Source organism: Cobetia sp. BL01, assembly GCF_056493605.1.
Window position 1 is genome coordinate 173,885 of record NZ_JBVBEE010000002.1, and the last position, 19,545, is coordinate 193,429.

The 19,545-nt window shown below is 62.9% G+C and carries 15 protein-coding genes; 8 read left to right on the plus strand and 7 right to left on the minus strand.

Annotation, left to right across the window (positions count from 1 at the left end):
- Nucleotides 1-71: 71 nt before the first annotated feature.
- The 3 genes from ACZYGA_RS04455 to ACZYGA_RS04465 form a co-directional block, all read right to left on the minus strand.
- Nucleotides 72-1,265, minus strand: a complete 1,194-nt coding sequence (locus ACZYGA_RS04455; protein ID WP_479398618.1) for a COX15/CtaA family protein — start codon at nucleotides 1,263-1,265, stop codon at nucleotides 72-74.
- Nucleotides 1,266-1,566: 301 nt separating this feature from the next.
- Complete coding sequence (locus ACZYGA_RS04460) at nucleotides 1,567-2,163, minus strand: hypothetical protein (RefSeq protein ID WP_479398449.1); 597 nt, start codon at nucleotides 2,161-2,163, stop codon at nucleotides 1,567-1,569.
- A gap of 35 nt (nucleotides 2,164-2,198) precedes the next feature.
- Nucleotides 2,199-3,026, minus strand: a complete 828-nt coding sequence (locus tag ACZYGA_RS04465) for an SURF1 family protein (RefSeq protein ID WP_479398451.1) — start codon at nucleotides 3,024-3,026, stop codon at nucleotides 2,199-2,201.
- Between ACZYGA_RS04465 and ACZYGA_RS04470 the strand changes: the two genes are divergently transcribed.
- The gene (locus ACZYGA_RS04470; protein ID WP_077372262.1) at nucleotides 3,025-3,216 is read left to right on the plus strand and encodes a DUF2909 domain-containing protein; all 192 of its coding nucleotides are present in this window, start codon (nucleotides 3,025-3,027) and stop codon (nucleotides 3,214-3,216) included. The genes ACZYGA_RS04465 and ACZYGA_RS04470 overlap by 2 nt on opposite strands.
- A 27-nt stretch (nucleotides 3,217-3,243) precedes the next feature.
- Here ACZYGA_RS04470 and ACZYGA_RS04475 read toward each other — a convergent pair whose 3' ends face one another.
- The 4 genes from ACZYGA_RS04475 to coxB are packed head-to-tail and all read right to left on the minus strand — an operon-like array spanning nucleotide 3,244 to nucleotide 7,577.
- Nucleotides 3,244-4,104, minus strand: coding sequence for a cytochrome c oxidase subunit 3 (locus ACZYGA_RS04475; protein WP_479398452.1), 861 nt, complete (start codon nucleotides 4,102-4,104; stop codon nucleotides 3,244-3,246).
- Nucleotides 4,101-4,694, minus strand: a complete 594-nt coding sequence (locus ACZYGA_RS04480) for a cytochrome c oxidase assembly protein (RefSeq protein WP_077372256.1) — start codon at nucleotides 4,692-4,694, stop codon at nucleotides 4,101-4,103. Before ACZYGA_RS04480 ends, ACZYGA_RS04475 begins: the two co-directional genes overlap by 4 nt.
- 27 nt (nucleotides 4,695-4,721) lie before the next feature.
- Entirely contained in the window at nucleotides 4,722-6,386 is a 1,665-nt protein-coding gene (gene ctaD / locus ACZYGA_RS04485) for a cytochrome c oxidase subunit I (RefSeq protein WP_479398453.1), read from the minus strand.
- Between the two features lie 30 nt (nucleotides 6,387-6,416).
- A complete protein-coding gene (gene coxB / locus ACZYGA_RS04490; RefSeq protein WP_389370604.1) occupies nucleotides 6,417-7,577 on the minus strand; it encodes a cytochrome c oxidase subunit II in 1,161 nt (386 codons plus the stop codon).
- A gap of 397 nt (nucleotides 7,578-7,974) precedes the next feature.
- Here coxB and ACZYGA_RS04495 point away from each other — a divergent pair, with 397 nt between their 5' ends.
- From ACZYGA_RS04495 to pqiB, 7 genes are all read left to right on the plus strand, one after another.
- On the plus strand, nucleotides 7,975-9,723 hold the full coding sequence (locus ACZYGA_RS04495; RefSeq protein ID WP_077372250.1) for a carbon starvation CstA family protein: 1,749 nt from the start codon (nucleotides 7,975-7,977) through the stop codon (nucleotides 9,721-9,723).
- Complete coding sequence (locus ACZYGA_RS04500; protein WP_479398455.1) at nucleotides 9,713-10,033, plus strand: cory-CC-star protein; 321 nt, start codon at nucleotides 9,713-9,715, stop codon at nucleotides 10,031-10,033. Before ACZYGA_RS04495 ends, ACZYGA_RS04500 begins: the two co-directional genes overlap by 11 nt.
- Nucleotides 10,024-11,208, plus strand: coding sequence for an ArsA family ATPase (locus ACZYGA_RS04505; protein ID WP_404624704.1), 1,185 nt, complete (start codon nucleotides 10,024-10,026; stop codon nucleotides 11,206-11,208). Before ACZYGA_RS04500 ends, ACZYGA_RS04505 begins: the two co-directional genes overlap by 10 nt.
- Before the next feature lie 430 nt (nucleotides 11,209-11,638).
- The gene (locus tag ACZYGA_RS04510; protein WP_479398457.1) at nucleotides 11,639-12,934 is read left to right on the plus strand and encodes an efflux RND transporter periplasmic adaptor subunit; all 1,296 of its coding nucleotides are present in this window, start codon (nucleotides 11,639-11,641) and stop codon (nucleotides 12,932-12,934) included.
- A gap of 103 nt (nucleotides 12,935-13,037) precedes the next feature.
- Complete coding sequence (locus ACZYGA_RS04515; protein WP_176492971.1) at nucleotides 13,038-16,169, plus strand: efflux RND transporter permease subunit; 3,132 nt, start codon at nucleotides 13,038-13,040, stop codon at nucleotides 16,167-16,169.
- 309 nt (nucleotides 16,170-16,478) lie between these two features.
- Nucleotides 16,479-17,906 carry a paraquat-inducible protein A gene (locus tag ACZYGA_RS04520; RefSeq protein WP_084209107.1) on the plus strand — a complete coding sequence of 476 codons (1,428 nt, stop codon included), beginning with the start codon at nucleotides 16,479-16,481 and terminating at the stop codon, nucleotides 17,904-17,906.
- A complete protein-coding gene (pqiB, locus tag ACZYGA_RS04525; RefSeq protein ID WP_479398458.1) occupies nucleotides 17,903-19,537 on the plus strand; it encodes an intermembrane transport protein PqiB in 1,635 nt (544 codons plus the stop codon). The genes ACZYGA_RS04520 and pqiB overlap by 4 nt, the downstream gene beginning before the upstream one ends.
- The last annotated feature ends 8 nt before the right edge of the window (nucleotides 19,538-19,545 follow it).

Consider the following 19,545-nt stretch of genomic DNA (forward strand, 5'->3'; position numbering starts at 1 on the left):
TTGGCAAACAAAACGACGCCGCTCTCATGAGCGGCGTCGTTGCGTCAGCGGGACAGTCATCAGCATGCCGTTCAGGCCAGCGTCTGACACATTCCCGTCCGCTTAGCCCGGTGAGCCTGGTTCATCCGATCCATCGCCCACACCATCGCCAATGTCAGCATGACGGCCCCCAGGGTGTGCGCCAGCGCCAGATCCAGTGGCAGCCACCACAGCACATTGGCGATCCCCAGCCCAGCCTGCAGCCCCCAGGCTGCCAGCGCCCAGCCCCAGGGATTGAGCGTCCCCGTGGTCATGAAGCGCCTATCGCCCGCCAGCGGGCGTGCCAGTGAAGAGGAAGATCGCGTTGAAAGGACGGCCTCGGGATGCCCGGATTGCACATGACGCCGCTGGCGCCAGTAGAGCATCAGCAGCACTGCGCCCAGCAACACCGCTCCACCGCGATGCGCCAGATGGATGGCGGTACGCGCCTCCCCATGCAGCTGTCCGTGCAGATAGCTCGGGCCGACATCCTGAGACAGATGGAAGCCCTCTCCCCAATCCATCGCCGGCCACAGCGAGCCATTGCAGGTGGGGAAACCCTCGCAGGCGAGTCCGGCGTAATTGCTCGAGGTCCAGCCTCCCAATGCCAGCTGTCCAAGCAACAGTGCCGCTGCCAGCGTGGCCAGCCACGGCTGACGCAAGACACGATGCCCGTGATCGTCCGCCGCCTTGGGCAGCGTTGCTCTCGCGCCACGCGCCGCCAGTCGTCGCGTCAGTGACAACCACAGCAACAGCAGCAGACTCGCCACGCCCAGGCCGCCCAACAGATGCAACGTCACCACCTGTGGCCAAAGCTTCAGCGTGACGGTAAAGGCGCCGAAGGCACCTTGTATCAGCAATGCCGCCAGCAACAGCCAGCACCCTGCCAGCGGGAAACAGGTAGCCATGTCCAGCGCCCGATGACGCATGCCTGCCGCCGACCGGGTAAGCCGCAGGCGGCGCTCACGCCGCCGGACACGCCAGCCCAGCACGAGCAAAGCCAGTGATGCCAGGCCGAGCAGGCTCGCCGCATAGCGGTGAATCATCTCTGCCCATGCCTTGTAACCCTCCAGAGGGTGGTGAGGACTATGCAAGCTTGCCGTGTGCGCATCCGGCACCACCAGAGCGCCATAACAGCCAGGCCAATCGGGGCATCCCAGGCCGGCATCCACCAGGCGCGTCCAGGCCCCGAGACCGATCACGAGAATGACCAGTCCCAGCATGCCGGCGACCAGCTGCCGAGCCATCCGCCACACACGCAGGATGTCTGTCTGACTGACTGCCTGCCGGGCCATCGAGTCATCAGCAGCGGTCAGCGGTGTGATTCCCGGCACACTCCCAGACAAAGGATGCCCTGTCAGCGAAGTGGCAGAGGTTGAGGGACGCAGGAACGGCGGCGGGGGTATCAGCGCGGCACCGCGCTGACGGGCGCGCGCGCTGACACGGGGACGTAGAGGGTAGCGCGGGTGCGAGACAAGGCGAGACATGGCGTATCTCCCTGCTGGAGAGCTAGGGGCGAGCGAGTGATCGACGCATCACACGCTCAGCTCAGCGCGGCGCAGCCGGATTGCGCTTGAGCAATCGGCGCACATCCTTCATGACGGCCTGCGGTGTGATCTCGGGGCCGTATGCCACCACGACTCGCCCCTGTGGGTCGATCAAGCGCAACGGCTGTGGCGAGGCCCCGGCGCCATTCGCCGAGGGCCAATGGCCCAGCGCACGCTGCTCCCCCGGTACTTGGGGATGCTGAAAGGACTGCTCGGCCACCACTAGACGCCCCAGCCGCGGCGCCTCCTTGCCTAGGGCGCGGTGCAGACGCCACCAACGTTCGGCCTGCGCCGTGGCCAGCTCCGACCGCCCCGGCTCCGGCCAGCTGAGCCAGAAGCGCTGCTCATCCGCGCCCTGAGCGGCTCTGGGCGGCATGCCACTGTCATCCCCGGACTGTCGCGGGGCTGATGCACTCACGAGATACTCCAGTGACCAGTCCTGCAGCAGCATCACGTCCGGCAGCAAGGCACCGTTCGCCACCCGCCCTTCGGGTATCCCCACCTGCACACTCAGCATGGCCCACGCCAATGGCAACGGGGCAGACAGCAGCCCCAGCAATGCCACGAGTTTCAGACGCTGTCGCATCACGTGTGTCATACCACCTCCTCCAGAGCAAGACGTCCCTTGACTCGCTAGACCTGACGCTGACGCAGCGCGGCCTGTCGTTGGCGGCGCGCGCCCACGATCATCACCACCGCCGCACCGAGACTGAGCCCCAGCCACTGCAGGGCATAGGCGTAATGGCGCTCAGGCGTCATGTTGCTCGGCTGCCACCAGGGCAAGAACCTTCCCGCACCGCCGGCCTGGTGCACGATGCCGGCAAACGCCGGAGCGCCAAGCGTCTTCCAGGCACTCAGATCCACCTGCTGCAACCGCTGCCCCTCCCGGTTGGGGCCGAACAGTGGCCCACCGCTGGTCCCCTGGCCGTTCAACCACTGCCAGCGACCCCTGATCACCAGAGAGCCTTCAGGGGTGATGAACTCCGGGTCCGCACGTGGCGCTGGCGATGCCACGAAGCCCCGCTCCACCAGCCACCAGCGGCCATCCCGGGACCTGAAAGGCGTGAGCACCGCCACGCCATGGCGCTTGTCCAACGTCCGGTTATCCAGTAACAGGCTGTGCTCCGCGAGCCACTCGCCCTGCAGCTCGATCAGGCTGGCACTCGCTGGCGGTGCCGTCGGCATCACCAGTTCCGGCGCACTGGCCGTATCTTCCAGATGCTGGGCTCGCGCCTGGCCTCGCATCACCTGCCAGCTGCACAGACACAGGCCCAGCACGATCAGGCATCCCCAGAACAGCCACCAGCCACGCCCGACACATCGCTCCTGCGGTGCCTCCGGTGACGCCAGCGCTGTCACCGCCGACTTGCGCTTGTCTGCCGGATGGGCTCGACTGTCAGATACGGGGCGAGCGAGAGCCTTGCCCTCGCCTAGCAACGTCTGCGCCCCGGGAGGTGACATGCTGCTCAAATCGCTGATCGCGCTGGTCTTCGTCGGCATGCTGGCAAGTCTCATCGCCGGAGCCGGCTTTCTGTTGCACGACGGCAGCCGCAGTCGGCGCCTGCTGACGTCTCTCAAGTGGCGAGTGGGCCTGGCGGTCTGTCTGGTGATTCTGCTGGTCATGGGCTTCTCCACCGGAATGCTGAACTGACTCGCGCTCGACGCTCTTCGGCCTGCCTCAGAACACGTAGACGAACAGAAACAGGCCGATCCACACCGCATCGACGAAGTGCCAATACCAGGCAGCCGCCTCGAAGGCGAAATGGCGCTCGCGGGAAAAATGACCGCGAATCACCCGAACCAGCATCACGATCAGGATCACGGTGCCGATGGTGACATGCAGGCCATGAAAGCCGGTCAGCAGGAAGAAGGTACCGCCATAGACACCGGCTTGAAGCGTCAGCCCCAGGTGATGCCAGGCCTCGTAATATTCGAGCCCCTGCAACAGCAGGAAGCACACCCCAAGCGTCACGGTACCCGCCAGCCAGTTGCGCGCCGTGCGGCGATATCCCATCTTCAGCGCCTCATGGGCCACCGTCAGGGTGACACTGGAGCTGACCAGCAGCAGCGTATTGGCCAGCGGCAACTGCCAGGGGGACAGCACTTCCTTCGGTCCGGCAATGCTGGCATCCGGCGGATTCATCAAGGGCCAGCTGGCCGTGAAATCAGGCCACAACAGCGCCGTCACGCCCTTGGCACCCTCACCATCCAGCCATGGCAACGCGAAAGTTCGTACGTAGAACAACGCGCCGAAGAAGGCAGCGAAGAACATCAGTTCAGAGAAGATGAACCACGCCATGCCCCAACGAAACGAGCGGTCCATCTGATCGTCGTAAAGGCCGCCCATCGACTCGCGAACGACATCGCGAAACCATCCTGCCATCACCAGCACCACGGCCAGCATGCCGATGCCTGACAACCAGGCGGCGCTGCCATGCACCATCCAGATTCCCGTGCCGATCATCATCCCACCCACGGCCAGCACACCGAGGATGGGCCAGGCACTATGTGCCGGAACGTAATAGCTGCTACCGCTCATCGTTCACCTCCTGCAGAGTTCTCTGCCAGGTCGCCCGCCGGCATCGACGGCATCGTGACCGGGTAAAGGGTATAGGCCAGCGTCAGGTCGCGAATGCCCTCGGGGAGATCCGGGTCCACCTGGAAGACCAGCGGCAACTCACGCCGCTCTCCCGCCGCCAGCGTCTGTTCCTGAAAGCAGAAACACATGATCTTGCGCAGATGCAGCGAGCCCTCGGCAGGACTGACGCTGGGGACCGCACGACCACGCACCGGATGATCGGCGTGATTGGTGAACACGAAGCGCGCGCGGTACTGGCCGCCGGGATGAATGCGGAACTGCTCATCCAGCGCCTCGAGTGTCCAGGGCAGACCCTGTCCCTGCTGGGTGATGAAGCGCACCGAGACCCAACGGCTCTCGTCGATCTCCATGGCCACCGCAGCCCTGGCCTGACTGGCGGCCTTGCCATTGAGGCCCGTGAGATTGCAGAAGACGTCATAGAGCGGCACCAGCGCGAAGGCGAAGCCCAGCATCCCGACCAGCGCCAGCAGCGTGCGCCGCACGGTACGTGCCACCGCCTGTTGCTGTGCTGCGTGATCGCGTGAGGACATGTCACTCTCCTGGCCGCTGGCTATCGCTCAGCGGATGATCTGACCATCGCGGGTCTGAGGCGGTATCTCGAAGGTATGCAGCGGTGCCGGGCTTGGCACGCTCCACTCAAGATCCACCGCCCCTTCCCAGGCCTTGGCTGGCGCCCTGATACCGCCGCGCGCGCACTTGATGATCACGACCAGGAACAGCAGCTGCGAGATACCGAACAGGAAGGCCCCGATACTGGACAGCATGTTGAAGTCGGCGAATTGCAGCGCGTAATCCGGAATGCGCCGTGGCATGCCGGCCAGCCCCGAGAAGTGCATCGGGAAGAAGGTGAGATTGACGCCGATGACCGACATCCAGAAATGCCATTTCGAGAGCCCCTCGTGGGGATAGAAGCCAGTCCACTTGGGTAGCCAGTAATAGGCCCCGGCGAGAATCGCGAACAACGCGCCGGGCACCAGCACGTAATGGAAATGGGCCACCACGAAATAGGTGTCGTGATACTGGAAATCCGCTGGCGCGATGGCCAGCATCAACCCCGAGAAGCCGCCGATGGTGAACTGGACGATGAAGGCGATGGCAAACAGCATCGGGGGCTCGAAGCTCAAGGAGCCGCGGAACATGGTGGCGATCCAGTTGAAGACCTTCACGCCGGTCGGCACCGCGATCAGCATCGTCGTGTACATGAAGAACAGTTCCGCCACCAATGGCAGGCCGACGGCGAACATGTGATGCGCCCAGACCAGGAAGGACATGATGGCGATGGAACCGGTGGCGTAGACCATCGAGGCGTAGCCGAACAATCGCTTGCGCGAGAAGGTCGGCACGATGGCGGACACGATGCCAAAGGCCGGCAAGATCATGATGTAGACCTCGGGATGGCCGAAGAACCAGAACAGATGCTGGAACAGCACCGGGTCTCCCCCGCCTGCGGCATTGAAGTAGCTGGTGCCGAAGTTGATGTCGAACAGCATCATGGTGATGGCACCCGCCAGCACCGGCATCACCGCGATCAGCAGGAAAGCGGTGATCAGCCAGGTCCAGACGAACAGCGGCATGTCCATCAGGCGCATGCCCGGCGCACGCAGATTGAGGATGGTGGCGATGATGTTGATGGCGCCGAGAATCGAGCTGATGCCGGCGATGTGCAGCGAGAAGATGAAGAAGCTGGTCGAGGGCGGCGCATAGGTGGTGGAAAGCGGTGCGTAGAAGGTCCAGCCGAAGTTGGGCCCCCCGCCCTCCATCAACAGGGTGGAAAGCAGCAGCAGGAAGGCGACCGGCAACAGCCAGAAGCTGAAGTTGTTGAGACGCGGAAGCGCCATGTCAGGGGCGCCGATCTGCAGCGGAATCATCCAGTTGGCCAGTCCCGTGAAGGCCGGCATGATGGCACCGAACACCATGATCAGCCCATGCATGGTGGTCATCTGGTTGAAGAACTCCGGCTGCACCATCTGCAGGCCGGGCTGAAAGAGCTCGGTACGGATCACCAGTGCCATGATGCCGCCGATGAACAGCATGCTCAGCGAGAAGATCAGATAGAGCGTGCCGATATCCTTGTGGTTGGTGGTCAATAGCCAGCGCAGCATGCCGCGCGGCGCGGTGCCATGGTCTCCTCCCGCATGGGAGCCGCCTGCGGAATAGCCACCGGCTGTCCCCTCGCTCTCGCTGGCCTGAAGTACCGCCTTGCGTGGCTGTTCACTGGCCATGACACGCCTCCTGAATGCGTCGCTTGCACGCTATTGAGACAGCTGTTCCTTGATGACGGCTGGCTGTACCAGCTCGCCGGTATCGTTGCCCCAGGCATTGCGCTCATAGGTGATGACAGCCGCAAGCTCGACCGGACTGAGCACATCGGCGAAGGCCGCCATGGGCGTGCCTGCCTTGCCGTTCACCACGATATCGATGTGCGCCTGCATGTCCTGCGTGACGATGGCACTCCCCACCAATGAGGGGAATGCCGGGGGCATGCCCTGGCCGTCCGGCTGGTGACAGGCGGAGCAGATGGTGGCGTAGGTCTTCTCGCCCTTCTCCATCAACTCCTCGAGACTCCAGTCGCGTCCGGCATCATTGCGTGACGCTTCGGCCTCGGCCTTGCGTGCGATCAGCCACTCGTCGAATTCGGCCTCCGGCAGCGCCTCGACCACCACCGGCATGAAACCGTGGTCCTTGCCGCACAGCTCGGTGCATTGGCCACGATAGGTGCCGGGTGTCTCGATGCGGGTCCAGGCCTCGTTGATGAAGCCGGGGATGGCGTCCTTCTTGACGCCGAAGTCCGGCACCCACCAGGAGTGGATGACATCGGAGGACGTCGTCAGGAAGCGCACCTTGCGATTGATGGGCAGCACCAGCGGATTGTCGACTTCCAGCAGGTAATGCTCGCCCTTGGCGGCGGTGTTGTTGATCTGCTCGCGCGGGGTCGCGAGACTTGAGGTGAAGGCGACATCCTCGCCCAGATACTCATATTGCCAGCGCCATTGGTGCCCGGTGATCTTCACGTCAAGCGCCGATTCGGAGGCGTCGTACATGTCCTTGAGGGTGGCGGTGGCGGGGACTGCCATCACCACCAGGATCAGCAACGGGATGGCGGTCCATAGAATCTCGATGCGGGTGTTCTCGTGGAAGCTGGCCGCGACTGCACCACGCGACTTGCGATGCTTGACCATCGCGTACCCCATCACACCGAACACCACGATCCCGATGACCACACAGATCCAGAAGATGATCATGTGCAGGGAGTGGATCTCGCGACTGACGGCCGTGACGCCGACCGGCATGTTGTATTCGACTCCCCATGCCGCGGGAACGAGCCCCATCAGTGACACCGCCGTCATCGGGCGCCACGAGCGCCGCCACCGGAGTGCGGTGACACGGGAAAGGCATTCCGCGATCCACGACATCGGCGCCTCCTTGTCATTGTTATCGAGAGCCTCATCCGGATGACGGCAATGAGCGACTCCCTGTGCTCCGACTTGCTTGGAGTATAGAAGAGCTGGGCGGAACACAAGGTCGCGTGGATCAACCCACTGATACTCCTTGGTCGCAAGGCGAGGAAGTGCAACAGCGGCTACGCGGTTCCACCAGACAAGCGCCGGCAGGGCCCCGGGCGACTTCCGCGATGTCTCCACGCACCGCGCGCATTCCACCTGCTTGCCTGCGCTTGCAGACAGGGTCCACGTCGGGTCAGCCCGGGGCGACCAATGGCGAAGTTATATGCGCAAATATAGATGTTAGCGTCACGCCGATGACACGCCATGCACTGCCGTCGCCCCACTCACACGCCTACTGGAACGCCCCATGAACGCCATCTGGCTCGCCCTGTTCGGCTGTCTCGCCTTTGCCATCGGTTATCGCTTCTACTCGCGCTTTCTGGCGGAACGCATCTTCCGTCTCGACCCCGATTACGTGACTCCCGCCCATGCGCTGCGCGATGACACCGACTACCTGCCGACCAATCGCTGGATACTCTGGGGCCACCACTTCACCTCGGTCGCCGGTGCAGCGCCCATCGTCGGGCCGGCGATCGCCGTCTACTGGGGCTGGCTGCCGGCGGTGCTTTGGGTCGTGCTGGGCAGCCTGTTTGCCGCGGGAGTCCATGACTTCGGTACCTTGACGCTCTCGGCGCGTCATCGTGGCCAGTCCATCGGCACGCTGGCGGACAAGCTGATCGGCAAGCGCGCCAAGCTGTTGTTCCTGTTCATCATCCTGATTCTGGTGCTGATGCTGAACGCGGTGTTCGCCTGGGTGATCGCCAACCTGTTCATCAACTTCCCGGCCAGCGTGCTGTCGGTGCTCATCCAGATTCCGCTGGCGGTCTGGATCGGCCATCGTGTCTATCGGCGTGGCGGCAAGATGCTGTTGCCCTCGATACTGGCGCTGCTGGTGATGTATGCCGCTGCCCTGCTGGCCGGCCAGTACGAATTCTTGCAGATTGATCTGGCCGGCACCTTCACCGCCATGGCAGGCGGCGAGGATGGCACCTTGCTGTTCGGCCTCTCACCGATCTCCAGTGCCTTCCTGGTGTGGATCGTCGTGCTGATGGCCTATGTCTACATCGCCTCGGTGCTGCCGGTGTGGAAGCTGCTGCAACCGCGCGACACCATCAATTCCCATCAGCTGGTGGTCGGGCTGGTGCTACTGTATCTGGGGCTCGCCGTGGGCGGCCCACATCTCACGGCGCCGGCCTACAACACCGAAGCCGAGATGTCCTTCTATCCGCTGCTGTTCATCACCATCGCCTGCGGCGCGATCTCGGGCTTCCATGGACTGGTCGCCTCGGGGACCACCTCCAAGCAGCTTGCCCATGAGCCGGATGCACGCATGATCGGCTACACCGGCGCACTGGGCGAAGGCATGCTGGCGCTGATTTCCATCATCGCGGTAGCGACCCTCTTCGGGACCCAGGCCGATTTCACCGCCACCTATTCAAGCTTCGCCGCCGCCGGTGCCAACGGGCTCTCCAGCTTCGTGGAGGGTGCAGGACAGCTGATCTCGCACCTTGGCCTGCCGGCCAGCATCGGCAGTACCCTGGTGGCGGTCATCGTGGTGAGTTTCGCGGCCACCACACTGGATTCCGCGGTACGTCTGATGCGCTACATCATCGCGGAGCTGGGCAGCGAGTACGGCATGCCGGCACTCAGCCACAAGCACGTCGCGACCAGCATCGCGGTCATCTCCAGCGCCGCGCTGGTCATCCTGCCGCAGGGGCCCAAGGGCTTCGGTTCCGGCGGCTATCTGCTGTGGCCGCTGTTCGGGACCAGCAACCAGCTGCTGGCAGGGATCTCGCTGATGCTGATCTCGGTCTGGCTCAAGCGTCAGGGACGCCCGGTGATCTACACCCTGGCTCCGATGGTCTTCCTGATGATCATGACCCTGTGGGCGATGGTGCAGCAGGTAGTCCTGGACTGGTCCGGCATGGGCAGCAACGACCCGCAATGGCTGCTGTTCACCTTCGGCAGCCTGATCATGGTATTCGCGCTGTGGATTCTGCTGGAGGCCAGCCGCAGCCTGAAAGCCCCCGCCCAGGTGAGCGCCCATGAGAGCTGATGACGACTCCCGCATGGCGCGCTCGCCACGACACCCCGGACTGACGAGGCGCCTGTTGACTGGTGCCGCAGGGCTGCGGGATGGCTGGGAGGCCATGCTGCGCGTCAATCAGCAACGTGACCTGGCGCAGCTCGCCCGCGAGGAGGAAGACATCTTCATGATGATGAGCTTCGCCGAGCTGATGGGAATCCCCAATCCGGCACCCTCCGTCTCACTGGAAATGCTGCCGCTGATGCTGGAGCGCATGCACGACTGGCACCTGCGCCAGGGGCTTGAGCATTCACCGCTGGAAGGGATCAAATGCTGCTGAACTGGCTCAGGCGGCGTCGCCGACAGGATGGGACCCGACGCACGCATGCAGCCGAAGGCCGCTCCGACCCCGGCAGGGTGCGTGATACGCAAGAGGAAGGCGCCGCCCCCCGCCCCGAGATCTGGTTCTTCGGTGGCAAGGGCGGTGTCGGCAAGACCAGCTGCGCGGCGGCGCAGGCATTGGCGCTGGCAGAGAAAGGCGAGCCGACACTGCTGGTGTCGACGGACCCGGCGCACAATCTGGGCGATCTGTTCGGAGATCTGGGAGGCAGACCGCGCGCCATCGCGGCGTGCCTGGATGTGATGGAGCTGGACCCCGAACAGGAGTGCGAGCGCTATCTCGAGGAGGTACGCCAACGCATCGCGCCACTGGTCAGCGGAGAGCGCAGCGCCACGGTGATGCGCCAGCTGGCACTCGCACGCCATGCACCGGGCACCAGTGAAGCGGCGCTCTTCGATGCGCTGGTCGAGATCATCCTTACCCCGCCGGCCCCACTGGCACCGGACAGCTCATCGTATCGACACATCCTGTTCGATACGGCTCCCAGCGGGCATACCATCCGACTGCTGAGCTTGCCGGAGGTGCTGGGCGGCTGGCTGGAAGGCATGCTGGGCCAGCGCCGGCGAGCCGTCGCGGAGCGCAGCCTGTGGCTGGACAGCCAGCAGACAGCCACCGCCAGCGAGACCGGATCTTCTGCCCCCGAAGACCCGATCAGCGAAGCGCTGGAGCAACGTCGTACCCGCTACAAAGCGCTGCGTCGGTGCCTGACGGATGCCAGCCGGGCGCGCGTCATCCTGGTCAGTACGCCAGAGAAGCTGCCCTGTCTGGAGACGCTCCGTACGCGCGAGGCACTGGAAAGCCATGGGCTCTGCGTCGGCGGCCTGATCATCAATCAATGCCTGCCGGATGCCCCGTCAGAGGTGTCGGGCGCAAGCTCGCCCTCCTCCGGGGAAGCACAGGCCGACTGGATCACGAGCTGGCGTGAGCAGCAGTACCAGTGGGCGGCCAGACTGGAGGACGCCTTCGCTGATCGCCCCTGCCTGCGCCTGTCACGTCAGTCACGCCTGCCGGAAGACAGGGAGAGCCTCGGTCCCCTGATCACGGCACTCTCGTCGTTCCGCCCGTGGTCTCACAACTCCTCATCGACACCTTCCTGGCACTGCCTCCCTGAATGAGATGCTCGATCACCGCGCCACGCCCTTCGGGCAAAATTTCTTCCCGGTGCGCAGTGGTTCAGCATTCATACACCTCTATCTGCTAACTTATGCACCATTGACGCATAGGATGGGCTGTCACCGCCTCATGTCTCACGAAGCTAGAGTGGGGCAATGCATGAGAACGATCCACATGATGGCAAGAGAAAGGTATTGCCAGGATCATGCAAGCCTGAACATAAGGTGCTGATCACCTGGCAACAATCTGTTGCAGCACGATGCGCAATAACTGCACAAAACAACCATACAGCCGCCTCGCCATTCCGATAGAATAGCTGGCTAAATATTTTTCTCATCATGACACCATTGCCTTGGCGTGCCGCACCCGCGGCGGGCCAGGGTGTGACGATTGAAACGCACCTCAGCCCCTGAACTTCGTAAAGGACGCTCCATGGCCCCGACTTCCCTCCGTCTACCCCGCCTGCAGAGACAACCCTTGGCCGTCAATGCCCGCCGCCTTGGCTTGCTTCCGGCAAGCCTGCTGCTGATCGGTGCCCTGTTGGCCGGTTGTAGCGGCGACAAGGAAGAGGCTGCCCAAGGCCCCTCCGCAGGTGCAAGCCAGGCCGCTCAGGTCGATGTCATTACCGTCACCACGCAGGATGTGCCTATCACCACCGAGCTGCCGGGCCGCACGCGCGCCTATCAGATCGCTGAAGTACGTCCGCAGGTGGGAGGCATCATCGAATCGCGTGACTTCACCGAAGGCAGTGACGTCAAGGAGGGGCAGGCGCTTTATCACATTGATTCACGCACCTATCGCGCCGATGTCGAGAGCGCCAAGGCGAGTCTGGCGCGTGCCGAGGCGAGCCTCAACACCTCCAGCCTCAAGGCCAAGCGCTTCAAGAACCTCGTGGCACGCAAGATGGTCAGCCAACAGGATTATGATGATGCCGTGGCGACCGTCGGCGAGGATCGCGCCGATGTCGCCTCTGCCAAGGCTGCCCTAACCAGCGCCCAGATCAATCTGGATTACAGCGTGGTGAAGGCCCCCATCAGCGGTCGTATCGGCAAGTCGAGCGTCACCAAGGGCGCATTGGTCACGGCAAGCCAGGACACCAGCCTGGCAACGGTCCAGCGGCTCGACCCCATCTATGTTGACGTGACCCAGTCCGCTACCGAAGTTCTGCGCCTCAAGCGTGAATTGGCCGAGAATCGCGATGCCGCCGCAGCACCGGCTCAAGCATCGGTGGAACTGGTAATGGAAGATGGCAGCGTATACGGCACTCAGGGCAAGTTGCAGTTTGCGGATATCACCGTCGATGAAGGTACCGGCATGGTCACGCTGCGCGCTCTGTTCCCCAACGAGGACGAGCTGTTGTTGCCCGGCATGTTCGTGCGTGCCCGCCTGACGGAGACGGTGGCCAGGGATGCCATTCTGGTTCCGCAGAAAGCCGTGAGTCGTGACAGCAAAGGCAATGCGAGCGTGATGACGGTCAATGCTGACAACAAGGTCGAAGCCAAGCAGGTAGTGATCGGTCAGGCCATCGACAATCAGTGGCTGGTGACCAATGGCCTCGACAACAATGACAAGGTCATTGTCAGCGGACTGCAGAAGATCAAGCCGGGTGCCACGGTCGAGATCGCTGCCAACGAGACGAGCACTGACCAGAATGGCTCGGCTCAGTCCGAGACTGCGGCCAGCGACTCCTCGGAAAGTGAACCGGCCGGGACTGGCAATCGCCAGTAAGCCTGCCGCCTCTTTTCGCGCCACTGTCGCCAGTCACTGAGCTATGCGTATCACGCCTGACTGGCGGCACGTCCCGAACGACGTTCCAGGAGCCTCAAACGTCATGGTCAGATTCTTCATCGATCGCCCTATCTTCGCCTGGGTGCTCGCCATCATCGTGATGCTGGGGGGTATCTTCAGTATCCTCAAGCTGCCGATCGAGCAATATCCCTCGCTGGCCCCGACCAGCATTACCATTCAGGCCACCTACTCCGGCGCTTCAGCCCAGACGGTAGAAGATACGGTGACTCAGGTCATCGAGCAGCAGATGAACGGCATCGACAATCTGCTGTACATGAGTTCGAGTTCAGACTCCCAGGGCAATGCCAGCATCGAGCTGAGCTTTGACACTGGGACCGATCCCGACATCGCTCAGGTGCAGGTGCAGAACAAGCTGCAGCTGGCTACCCCGCGCCTGCCGCAATCCGTCCAGAACCAGGGTGTCTCGGTCACCAAATCGTCCGGCAGCTTTCTGATGGTGGCAGCTTTCGTCTCTGACGATGGCAGCATGACCAAACAGCAATTGACCGACTATGTCGCCTCCGATATTCAGGACGAGGTAGCTCGCGTTCAGGGCGTGGGCGAAACTCAACTGTTCGGCGCACCGGGGGCCATGCGCGTCTGGCTTGACCCGCAGAAGCTCAACAACTTCAAGCTGACCACCAGCGATGTCACCACGGCCATCAGCACGCAGAACAACCAGATCGCCTCGGGCCAGCTTGGCAACCTGCCGGCAGTGAAGGGTCAGCAGCTCAACGCTACCATCGTGGCTCAGACACTCTTCGAGACACCGGAACAGTTCGGCAACATTCTGCTCAAGACACAGGAAGATGGCTCTCAGGTCTATCTGCGAGATGTCGGCCGTGTCGAGAAAGGGGCGGAAAGCTACAGCACCGTCAGCCGCTACAATGGCAAGCCTGCTGCAGGGCTGGGCATCAAGCTCGCCTCGGGTGCCAACGCACTGGACACCGTACAAGCCGTCAAGGATCGTCTCGGTGAGCTGTCCGACTACTTCCCCCCGGGCATGAGCTTCAAGGTACCTTACGACACCTCGCCCTTCGTCAAGATTTCCATTGAAGAAGTGGTGATGACGCTGCTGGAAGCCGTGGCGCTGGTCTTCCTGGTAATGCTTCTGTTCCTGCAGAACTTCCGTGCCACGCTTATCCCCACCATCGCCGTCCCGGTCGTTCTGCTGGGCACCTTCGGGGTGCTGGAAGTGATGGGCTTCTCCATCAATACCCTGACGATGTTCGCCATGGTGTTGGCGATTGGGCTGCTGGTCGACGATGCGATCGTGGTGGTGGAGAACGTCGAGCGCGTGATGCATGAGGAAAAGCTCTCGCCGCTCGAGGCGACGCGCAAGTCAATGGGACAGATCACCGGCGCTCTGGTCGGCATCGGTCTCGTGCTGTCTTCCGTGTTCATCCCGATGGCCTTCTTCCCCGGCACCACAGGGGCAATCTTCCGTCAATTCTCGGTGACCATCGTCTCGGCCATGACGTTGTCCGTGCTGGTGGCGTTGATCCTGACACCGGCCCTGTGCGCCACGTTGCTGAAGCCGACCAAGGAGAAGACCACCGGCTTCTTCGGGCTGTTCAACCGGGTCTTCGACCGCTCCAACGCGCGCTACCAGAAAGGCGTCAGTGGCATGCTCAAGCGCACTGGCCGTTCCATGCTGGTCTACGCCTTGATCGTGGTCGGCTGCGGGGTACTGTTCACTCGCATCTCCACGGGCTTCCTGCCCGATGAAGACCAGGGCTATCTGTTCAATCAGGTCATCCTGCCGGTGGGCTCCACTCAGGAACAGACGCTCGAGACGCTGGAAAAGGTCGAGCATCACTTCCTCGTCGATCAGGAAGATGCCGTTCAGGAAATGTTCGACGTCGCCGGCTTCAGTTTCGCTGGCCGAGGCCAGAACATGGGCCTGGCGTTCATCAACCTCAAACCCTGGGATGAACGTACTCGTGACTCCTTCAGCGTGGTCGGACAAGCTCAGAGCTACTTCAACACCTTGAAGGAAGCCGTGGTCTTCGCCATCAACCCGCCACCGATCATGGAACTGGGCAACGCCAGCGGTTTCGACATGATGCTGGTGGACCGAGGTGGTATCGGCCATGAAGCGCTGACCAATGCACGCAATCAACTGCTGGGAATGGCAGCTCAGAATCCAGCAGTGACCGGCCTGCGTCCCAATGGTCTGGAGGACAGTCCGCAGTTCACGCTCAACATCGATGAGCTCAAGGCGACAGCGATGGGCGTCTCGTTGTCAGAGGTCTACTCGACTCTCTCCACGGCGTGGGGCTCGAGCTATGTCAATGACTTCCTCGACAACGGCCGCACCAAGAAGGTCTACGTGCAGGCAGAAGCCAGCGCACGCATGCAGCCAGAAGATCTCAAGAAGTGGTACGTCCGCAACACCTCTGGTGAGATGGTGCCACTGAACGCCTTCATCCACGGTGAGTGGACCTATGGGTCTCCGCAGCTGGAACGCTACAATGGCGTCTCCTCGATGGAACTGTTGGGTCAGGCGGCACCGGGTTACTCCACCGGTCAGGCCATGCAGGCCATGGAAGACATGGTCGGCCAGCTCGATAATGGCGTCGCGCTGGAATGGACGGGCATTTCACTGCAGGAATCCCAGAGTGGCGGCATGGCTCCTTATCTGTATGCCATCTCGCTGGTCTTCGTCTTCCTGTGTCTGGCCGCGCTCTACGAGAGCTGGAGCATTCCGTTCTCCGTCATGCTGGTCGTCCCGCTGGGGGTCCTCGGCGCCCTGCTCGCCACCTGGCTGCGTGGCCTGGACAATGACGTCTACTTCCAGGTCGGCCTGGTGACCACCATCGGGCTCTCGGCGAAGAATGCGATCCTGATCGTCGAATTCGCCAAGGACCTCGAGGTCCAGGGCCGCTCACTGATCGACGCCACCATGGAAGCGGTACGCATGCGCCTGCGCCCGATCCTGATGACCTCCATGGCCTTCACCCTGGGGGCCGTGCCACTGGCCATCTCGACCGGTGCCGGTGCGGCCAGCCGTCATGCCATCGGCAACGGCGTGATCGGCGGGATGATCTCGGCCACGGTACTGGCGATCTTCCTGGTGCCGGTCTGCTATGTGGTGGTTCGCCGCGTGTTCGGGGAGCCGAAAGAGCTCAAGCGGGCCCATGAAGCCGCAAGCCAGGAAGACGATCTTGTCTGAGCATTGATCGCACGCTTCCTCATTGCCGTCACCTCGCGTGATGGCCCTGCATGCCGCCCTCTCCGGGCGGCGTGTCGGTTCATGCGTCTGGTGGATCGATGACGGCACGGGTGCCCGTGATGTCTCGTGAGCGATGCTTCGCATTGGCGGGCATTGAGTGCGAGGCGAGTTTTGCGGCATCATGCAGGTATCGAACAGTGTTTGCCTGCCGCCGGGGCAGGCGCCAGTCACCCGGACTTCGCCCCCGTCATTCTCGCCACTCGCCCTTGTCCGGCATGGCGCCAACGCGCCCCTTCATTCAGGAGAGACATGCCTCGTCCTCTAGCTGCCTTGCGTCGTCTTGCGCGCCATACCCTGGAAAGACGTGACCCGCCGACACTGTTCGCGCCTGTCACGCGCAGCGTCTCACGGCGGCGACTTCGCGCATGCGAATGCTGTGACCTGGTCGTGGCCCTTCCGGCGCTCAAGACCGGCGAGCGGGCGCGCTGCCCACGCTGTGATCATCTCTTCGCCCAACGCCACGCCCATTCCGTCCAGCGCACCCTGGCACTGGCGACGGCGTGCCTGGTGATGCTGGGGCTGACGCTGCCCTTCGAGTTCATCGCCTTTGCCACCCGCGGCATCTCCGCCAGCCTCAGTCTGGTGGACACGCCAGCGGCGCTGACGGCAGAGTCGTATCCTTCGCTGGCGGTGCTGCTAATTCTGACCATCGTGCTGCTGCCGGCGCTCTACCTGATCGGGGTGATCTACACCCACACGGCCATCGGCCTGAAGGTGGCGTTGCCCGGCATTCGCGGCATTGCCAGAACGCTCAGCCATCTGCGCCCCTGGATGATGGCCGATGTCTTCCTTGTGGGCGTGATGGTGAGTCTGGTCAAGATCGCCGGCATGGCCGATATCAGCTTCGGCCCGTCGTTCTGGGCCTTCTGTGCCTTCGCCCTGCTGATGACCAAGACCCTGGCCAGCATCGACGGTGATCGCATGTGGTTCGCTCTGGCGGGCGAGCCGCCGGCCCCGGAGACAGCCAGACCGGGGCTGGGGGCCGCGCTGCAGGGGCTGGGCAGCTGTCACAGCTGCGGGTTGATCAATGAATGCACGCAGGACCAGCACGTCAACTGCCGGCGCTGCGGCGACCCGGTCCATCAGCGCAAGACACATAGTCTACAACGTACCTGGGCGTGGTTGATCGCGGCGCTGATACTGTATCTGCCGGCCAACCTCTTCCCGATCATGAGTACCGTGAGTCTGGGCGAGAGCGACCCGCAGACCATCGCCGGCGGTATCGTGGTGCTGTGGTCCCACGGAGACTGGCCCATCGCGATGGTCATCTTCATTGCCAGCATCCTGGTGCCGGCCTCCAAGATGATCGCCATCGCCTGGCTGTGTCTCAGTGCGCAACGCCCGCAGGTCCAGCATGCCCGCGCGCGCGTCACGCTGTATCGCATCACCGAGTACATCGGCCGCTGGTCGATGGTCGACGTCTTCGTGGTGGCGCTGCTGGCGGCATTGATCCAGCTGGGCGCCCTGATGTCCGTGCACCCGGGGCCGGCAGCGCTGTCCTTTGCCAGCGTGGTGGTGCTCACGATGCTGTCCGCCCAGAGCTTTGATCCACGTCTTGTCTGGGATACGCCACAGGAGGCGCGAGTCGCGACCAGCGGCCTTCTCCAGGCAAGCAAGGAACGTGAGGTCTCCCCCGCTTCCTCCCCTATCGATTCACCGTCACAGGATGACCTATGAGTGATGACTCTCGTGCGCGTCGTGAAAGCCGACGCCGTCTTTCGCCGATCTGGATCGTCCCGATCGTGGCATTGCTGATCGGTGCCTGGATGGTGTGGCACAACATCGCCAGCCGTGGCCCGCAGATCACCATCGAGATGGAGACGGCAGAAGGTATCGAGGCCGGCAAGACCTTGATCAAGACCCGTAACGTCGAGGTCGGCAAGGTCGAATCCGTACGCCTGTCGGACAACCTCGACAAGACCATCGTCACGGCACGCATGTCCAAGGACAGCGAGCGCATGCTCAATGAGGACACGCGTCTGTGGGTGGTCAAGCCGCGTATCGGACGCGAAGGCATCAGTGGTCTGAATACCGTGCTGTCAGGCGCCTACATCCAGCTGCAGCCCGGCGACAGTCGCGAGGAAGCCGACCACTTCGTGGCGCTGGAGCAACCTCCGGTCACGACCCAGGACGCCAAGGGGCTGCGCATCGACCTGACCAGCAATGATGGCAGCGTGCTGTCCGATGGCGACCCCGTCACCTACGAGGGCTTCGTCGTGGGGCGCGTGGAATCCAGCGAGTTCCGCCCCAGCGAGAAGGAAATGCATTACACCCTGTACATCGACTCGCCCTACAACGAGCTGGTGACCTCGACCACGCGCTTCTGGTCCACCAGCGGGGTCAGCCTGCGCCTGGACTCCCAGGGGCTTCAGGTGGACGTGGGGTCACTGGAAAGCGTACTGAGCGGCGGGGTCGCCTTCGGCATCCCCGAGGACCTGCCGCGTGGCCGCCCTGTGGTGGAGAACACCTCCTTCACCCTGTATTCCGATCAGGAAGAGGCCCGTGAAGGCAGCTTCCATCAGGCCATCGACTACGTGATCATGGTCGACGACACCGTGCGCGGCCTGTCGCGTGGCGCACCGGTGGAATTCCGCGGCGTGCGACTGGGCACGGTGGTCAGCGTGCCCTACCGCCTGACCCATCAGCGGGTACGCACGCTCTCCAGCTTCGAGATTCCCGTGCTGATTCGCATCGAACCGGAACGCCTCGAGGGTCAGGTCGATGATGAAGGCGTCAAGCAGTGGGAGAAGCGACTGGAGCGACTGTTCAAGCGTGGTCTGCGCGCGACGCTCAAGTCCGGCAACCTGCTGACCGGTGCCTTGTTCGTCGACCTGGACTTCTATGACAATCCACCGCCGTACAAGACCGATACCTTCGATGACATCGAGGTCATGCCCAGCGTGTCAGGCGGCCTCGCGCAGATGGAAGCCAAGCTCAATGCGCTGCTCGACAAGCTCAATGGCCTGGACATCGAGCCGGTACTGGGCAATCTCAACAAGACCCTGTCAGCCTCCGAGAGCCTGGTGAAGCGTCTCGACAAGACCGCCGGCCATGTCGATTCCCTGTTGGGTTCCGATGAGGTACAGAAGCTGCCGAGCGACATCAGCACCAGCCTCGACAACCTCAATCGCACCCTGGATGGCCTGACACCGGAGTCTTCTGCCTATCGCAAGCTGGAGGGAGATCTCGAGCGCCTGGACCGCGTGCTCAAGAAGGCCGAGCCGCTGCTCGACACGCTGGAGAAGAATCCCTCAAGCCTGATCTTCGACAAACCGACGACCCGTGATCCGATTCCGAGGGCCCAATGATGACAACA

What these genes read in the sequence shown, in the direction of transcription:
- ACZYGA_RS04470 (WP_077372262.1), top strand. Translation starts at nt 3,025, where the DNA reads ATGCTGCTCAAATCGCTGATCGCGCTGGTCTTCGTCGGCATGCTGGCA.
- ACZYGA_RS04495 (WP_077372250.1), top strand. Translation starts at nt 7,975, where the DNA reads ATGAACGCCATCTGGCTCGCCCTGTTCGGCTGTCTCGCCTTTGCCATC.
- ACZYGA_RS04460 (WP_479398449.1), bottom strand. Translation starts at nt 2,163, where the DNA reads ATGACACACGTGATGCGACAGCGTCTGAAACTCGTGGCATTGCTGGGG.
- ACZYGA_RS04520 (WP_084209107.1), top strand. Translation starts at nt 16,479, where the DNA reads ATGCCTCGTCCTCTAGCTGCCTTGCGTCGTCTTGCGCGCCATACCCTG.
- ACZYGA_RS04455 (WP_479398618.1), bottom strand. Translation starts at nt 1,265, where the DNA reads ATGGCTCGGCAGCTGGTCGCCGGCATGCTGGGACTGGTCATTCTCGTG.
- ACZYGA_RS04475 (WP_479398452.1), bottom strand. Translation starts at nt 4,104, where the DNA reads ATGAGCGGTAGCAGCTATTACGTTCCGGCACATAGTGCCTGGCCCATC.
- ACZYGA_RS04480 (WP_077372256.1), bottom strand. Translation starts at nt 4,694, where the DNA reads ATGTCCTCACGCGATCACGCAGCACAGCAACAGGCGGTGGCACGTACC.
- ACZYGA_RS04500 (WP_479398455.1), top strand. Translation starts at nt 9,713, where the DNA reads ATGAGAGCTGATGACGACTCCCGCATGGCGCGCTCGCCACGACACCCC.
- pqiB (WP_479398458.1), top strand. Translation starts at nt 17,903, where the DNA reads ATGAGTGATGACTCTCGTGCGCGTCGTGAAAGCCGACGCCGTCTTTCG.
- ACZYGA_RS04515 (WP_176492971.1), top strand. Translation starts at nt 13,038, where the DNA reads ATGGTCAGATTCTTCATCGATCGCCCTATCTTCGCCTGGGTGCTCGCC.
- ctaD (WP_479398453.1), bottom strand. Translation starts at nt 6,386, where the DNA reads ATGGCCAGTGAACAGCCACGCAAGGCGGTACTTCAGGCCAGCGAGAGC.
- ACZYGA_RS04510 (WP_479398457.1), top strand. Translation starts at nt 11,639, where the DNA reads ATGGCCCCGACTTCCCTCCGTCTACCCCGCCTGCAGAGACAACCCTTG.
- coxB (WP_389370604.1), bottom strand. Translation starts at nt 7,577, where the DNA reads ATGTCGTGGATCGCGGAATGCCTTTCCCGTGTCACCGCACTCCGGTGG.
- ACZYGA_RS04505 (WP_404624704.1), top strand. Translation starts at nt 10,024, where the DNA reads ATGCTGCTGAACTGGCTCAGGCGGCGTCGCCGACAGGATGGGACCCGA.
- ACZYGA_RS04465 (WP_479398451.1), bottom strand. Translation starts at nt 3,026, where the DNA reads ATGTCACCTCCCGGGGCGCAGACGTTGCTAGGCGAGGGCAAGGCTCTC.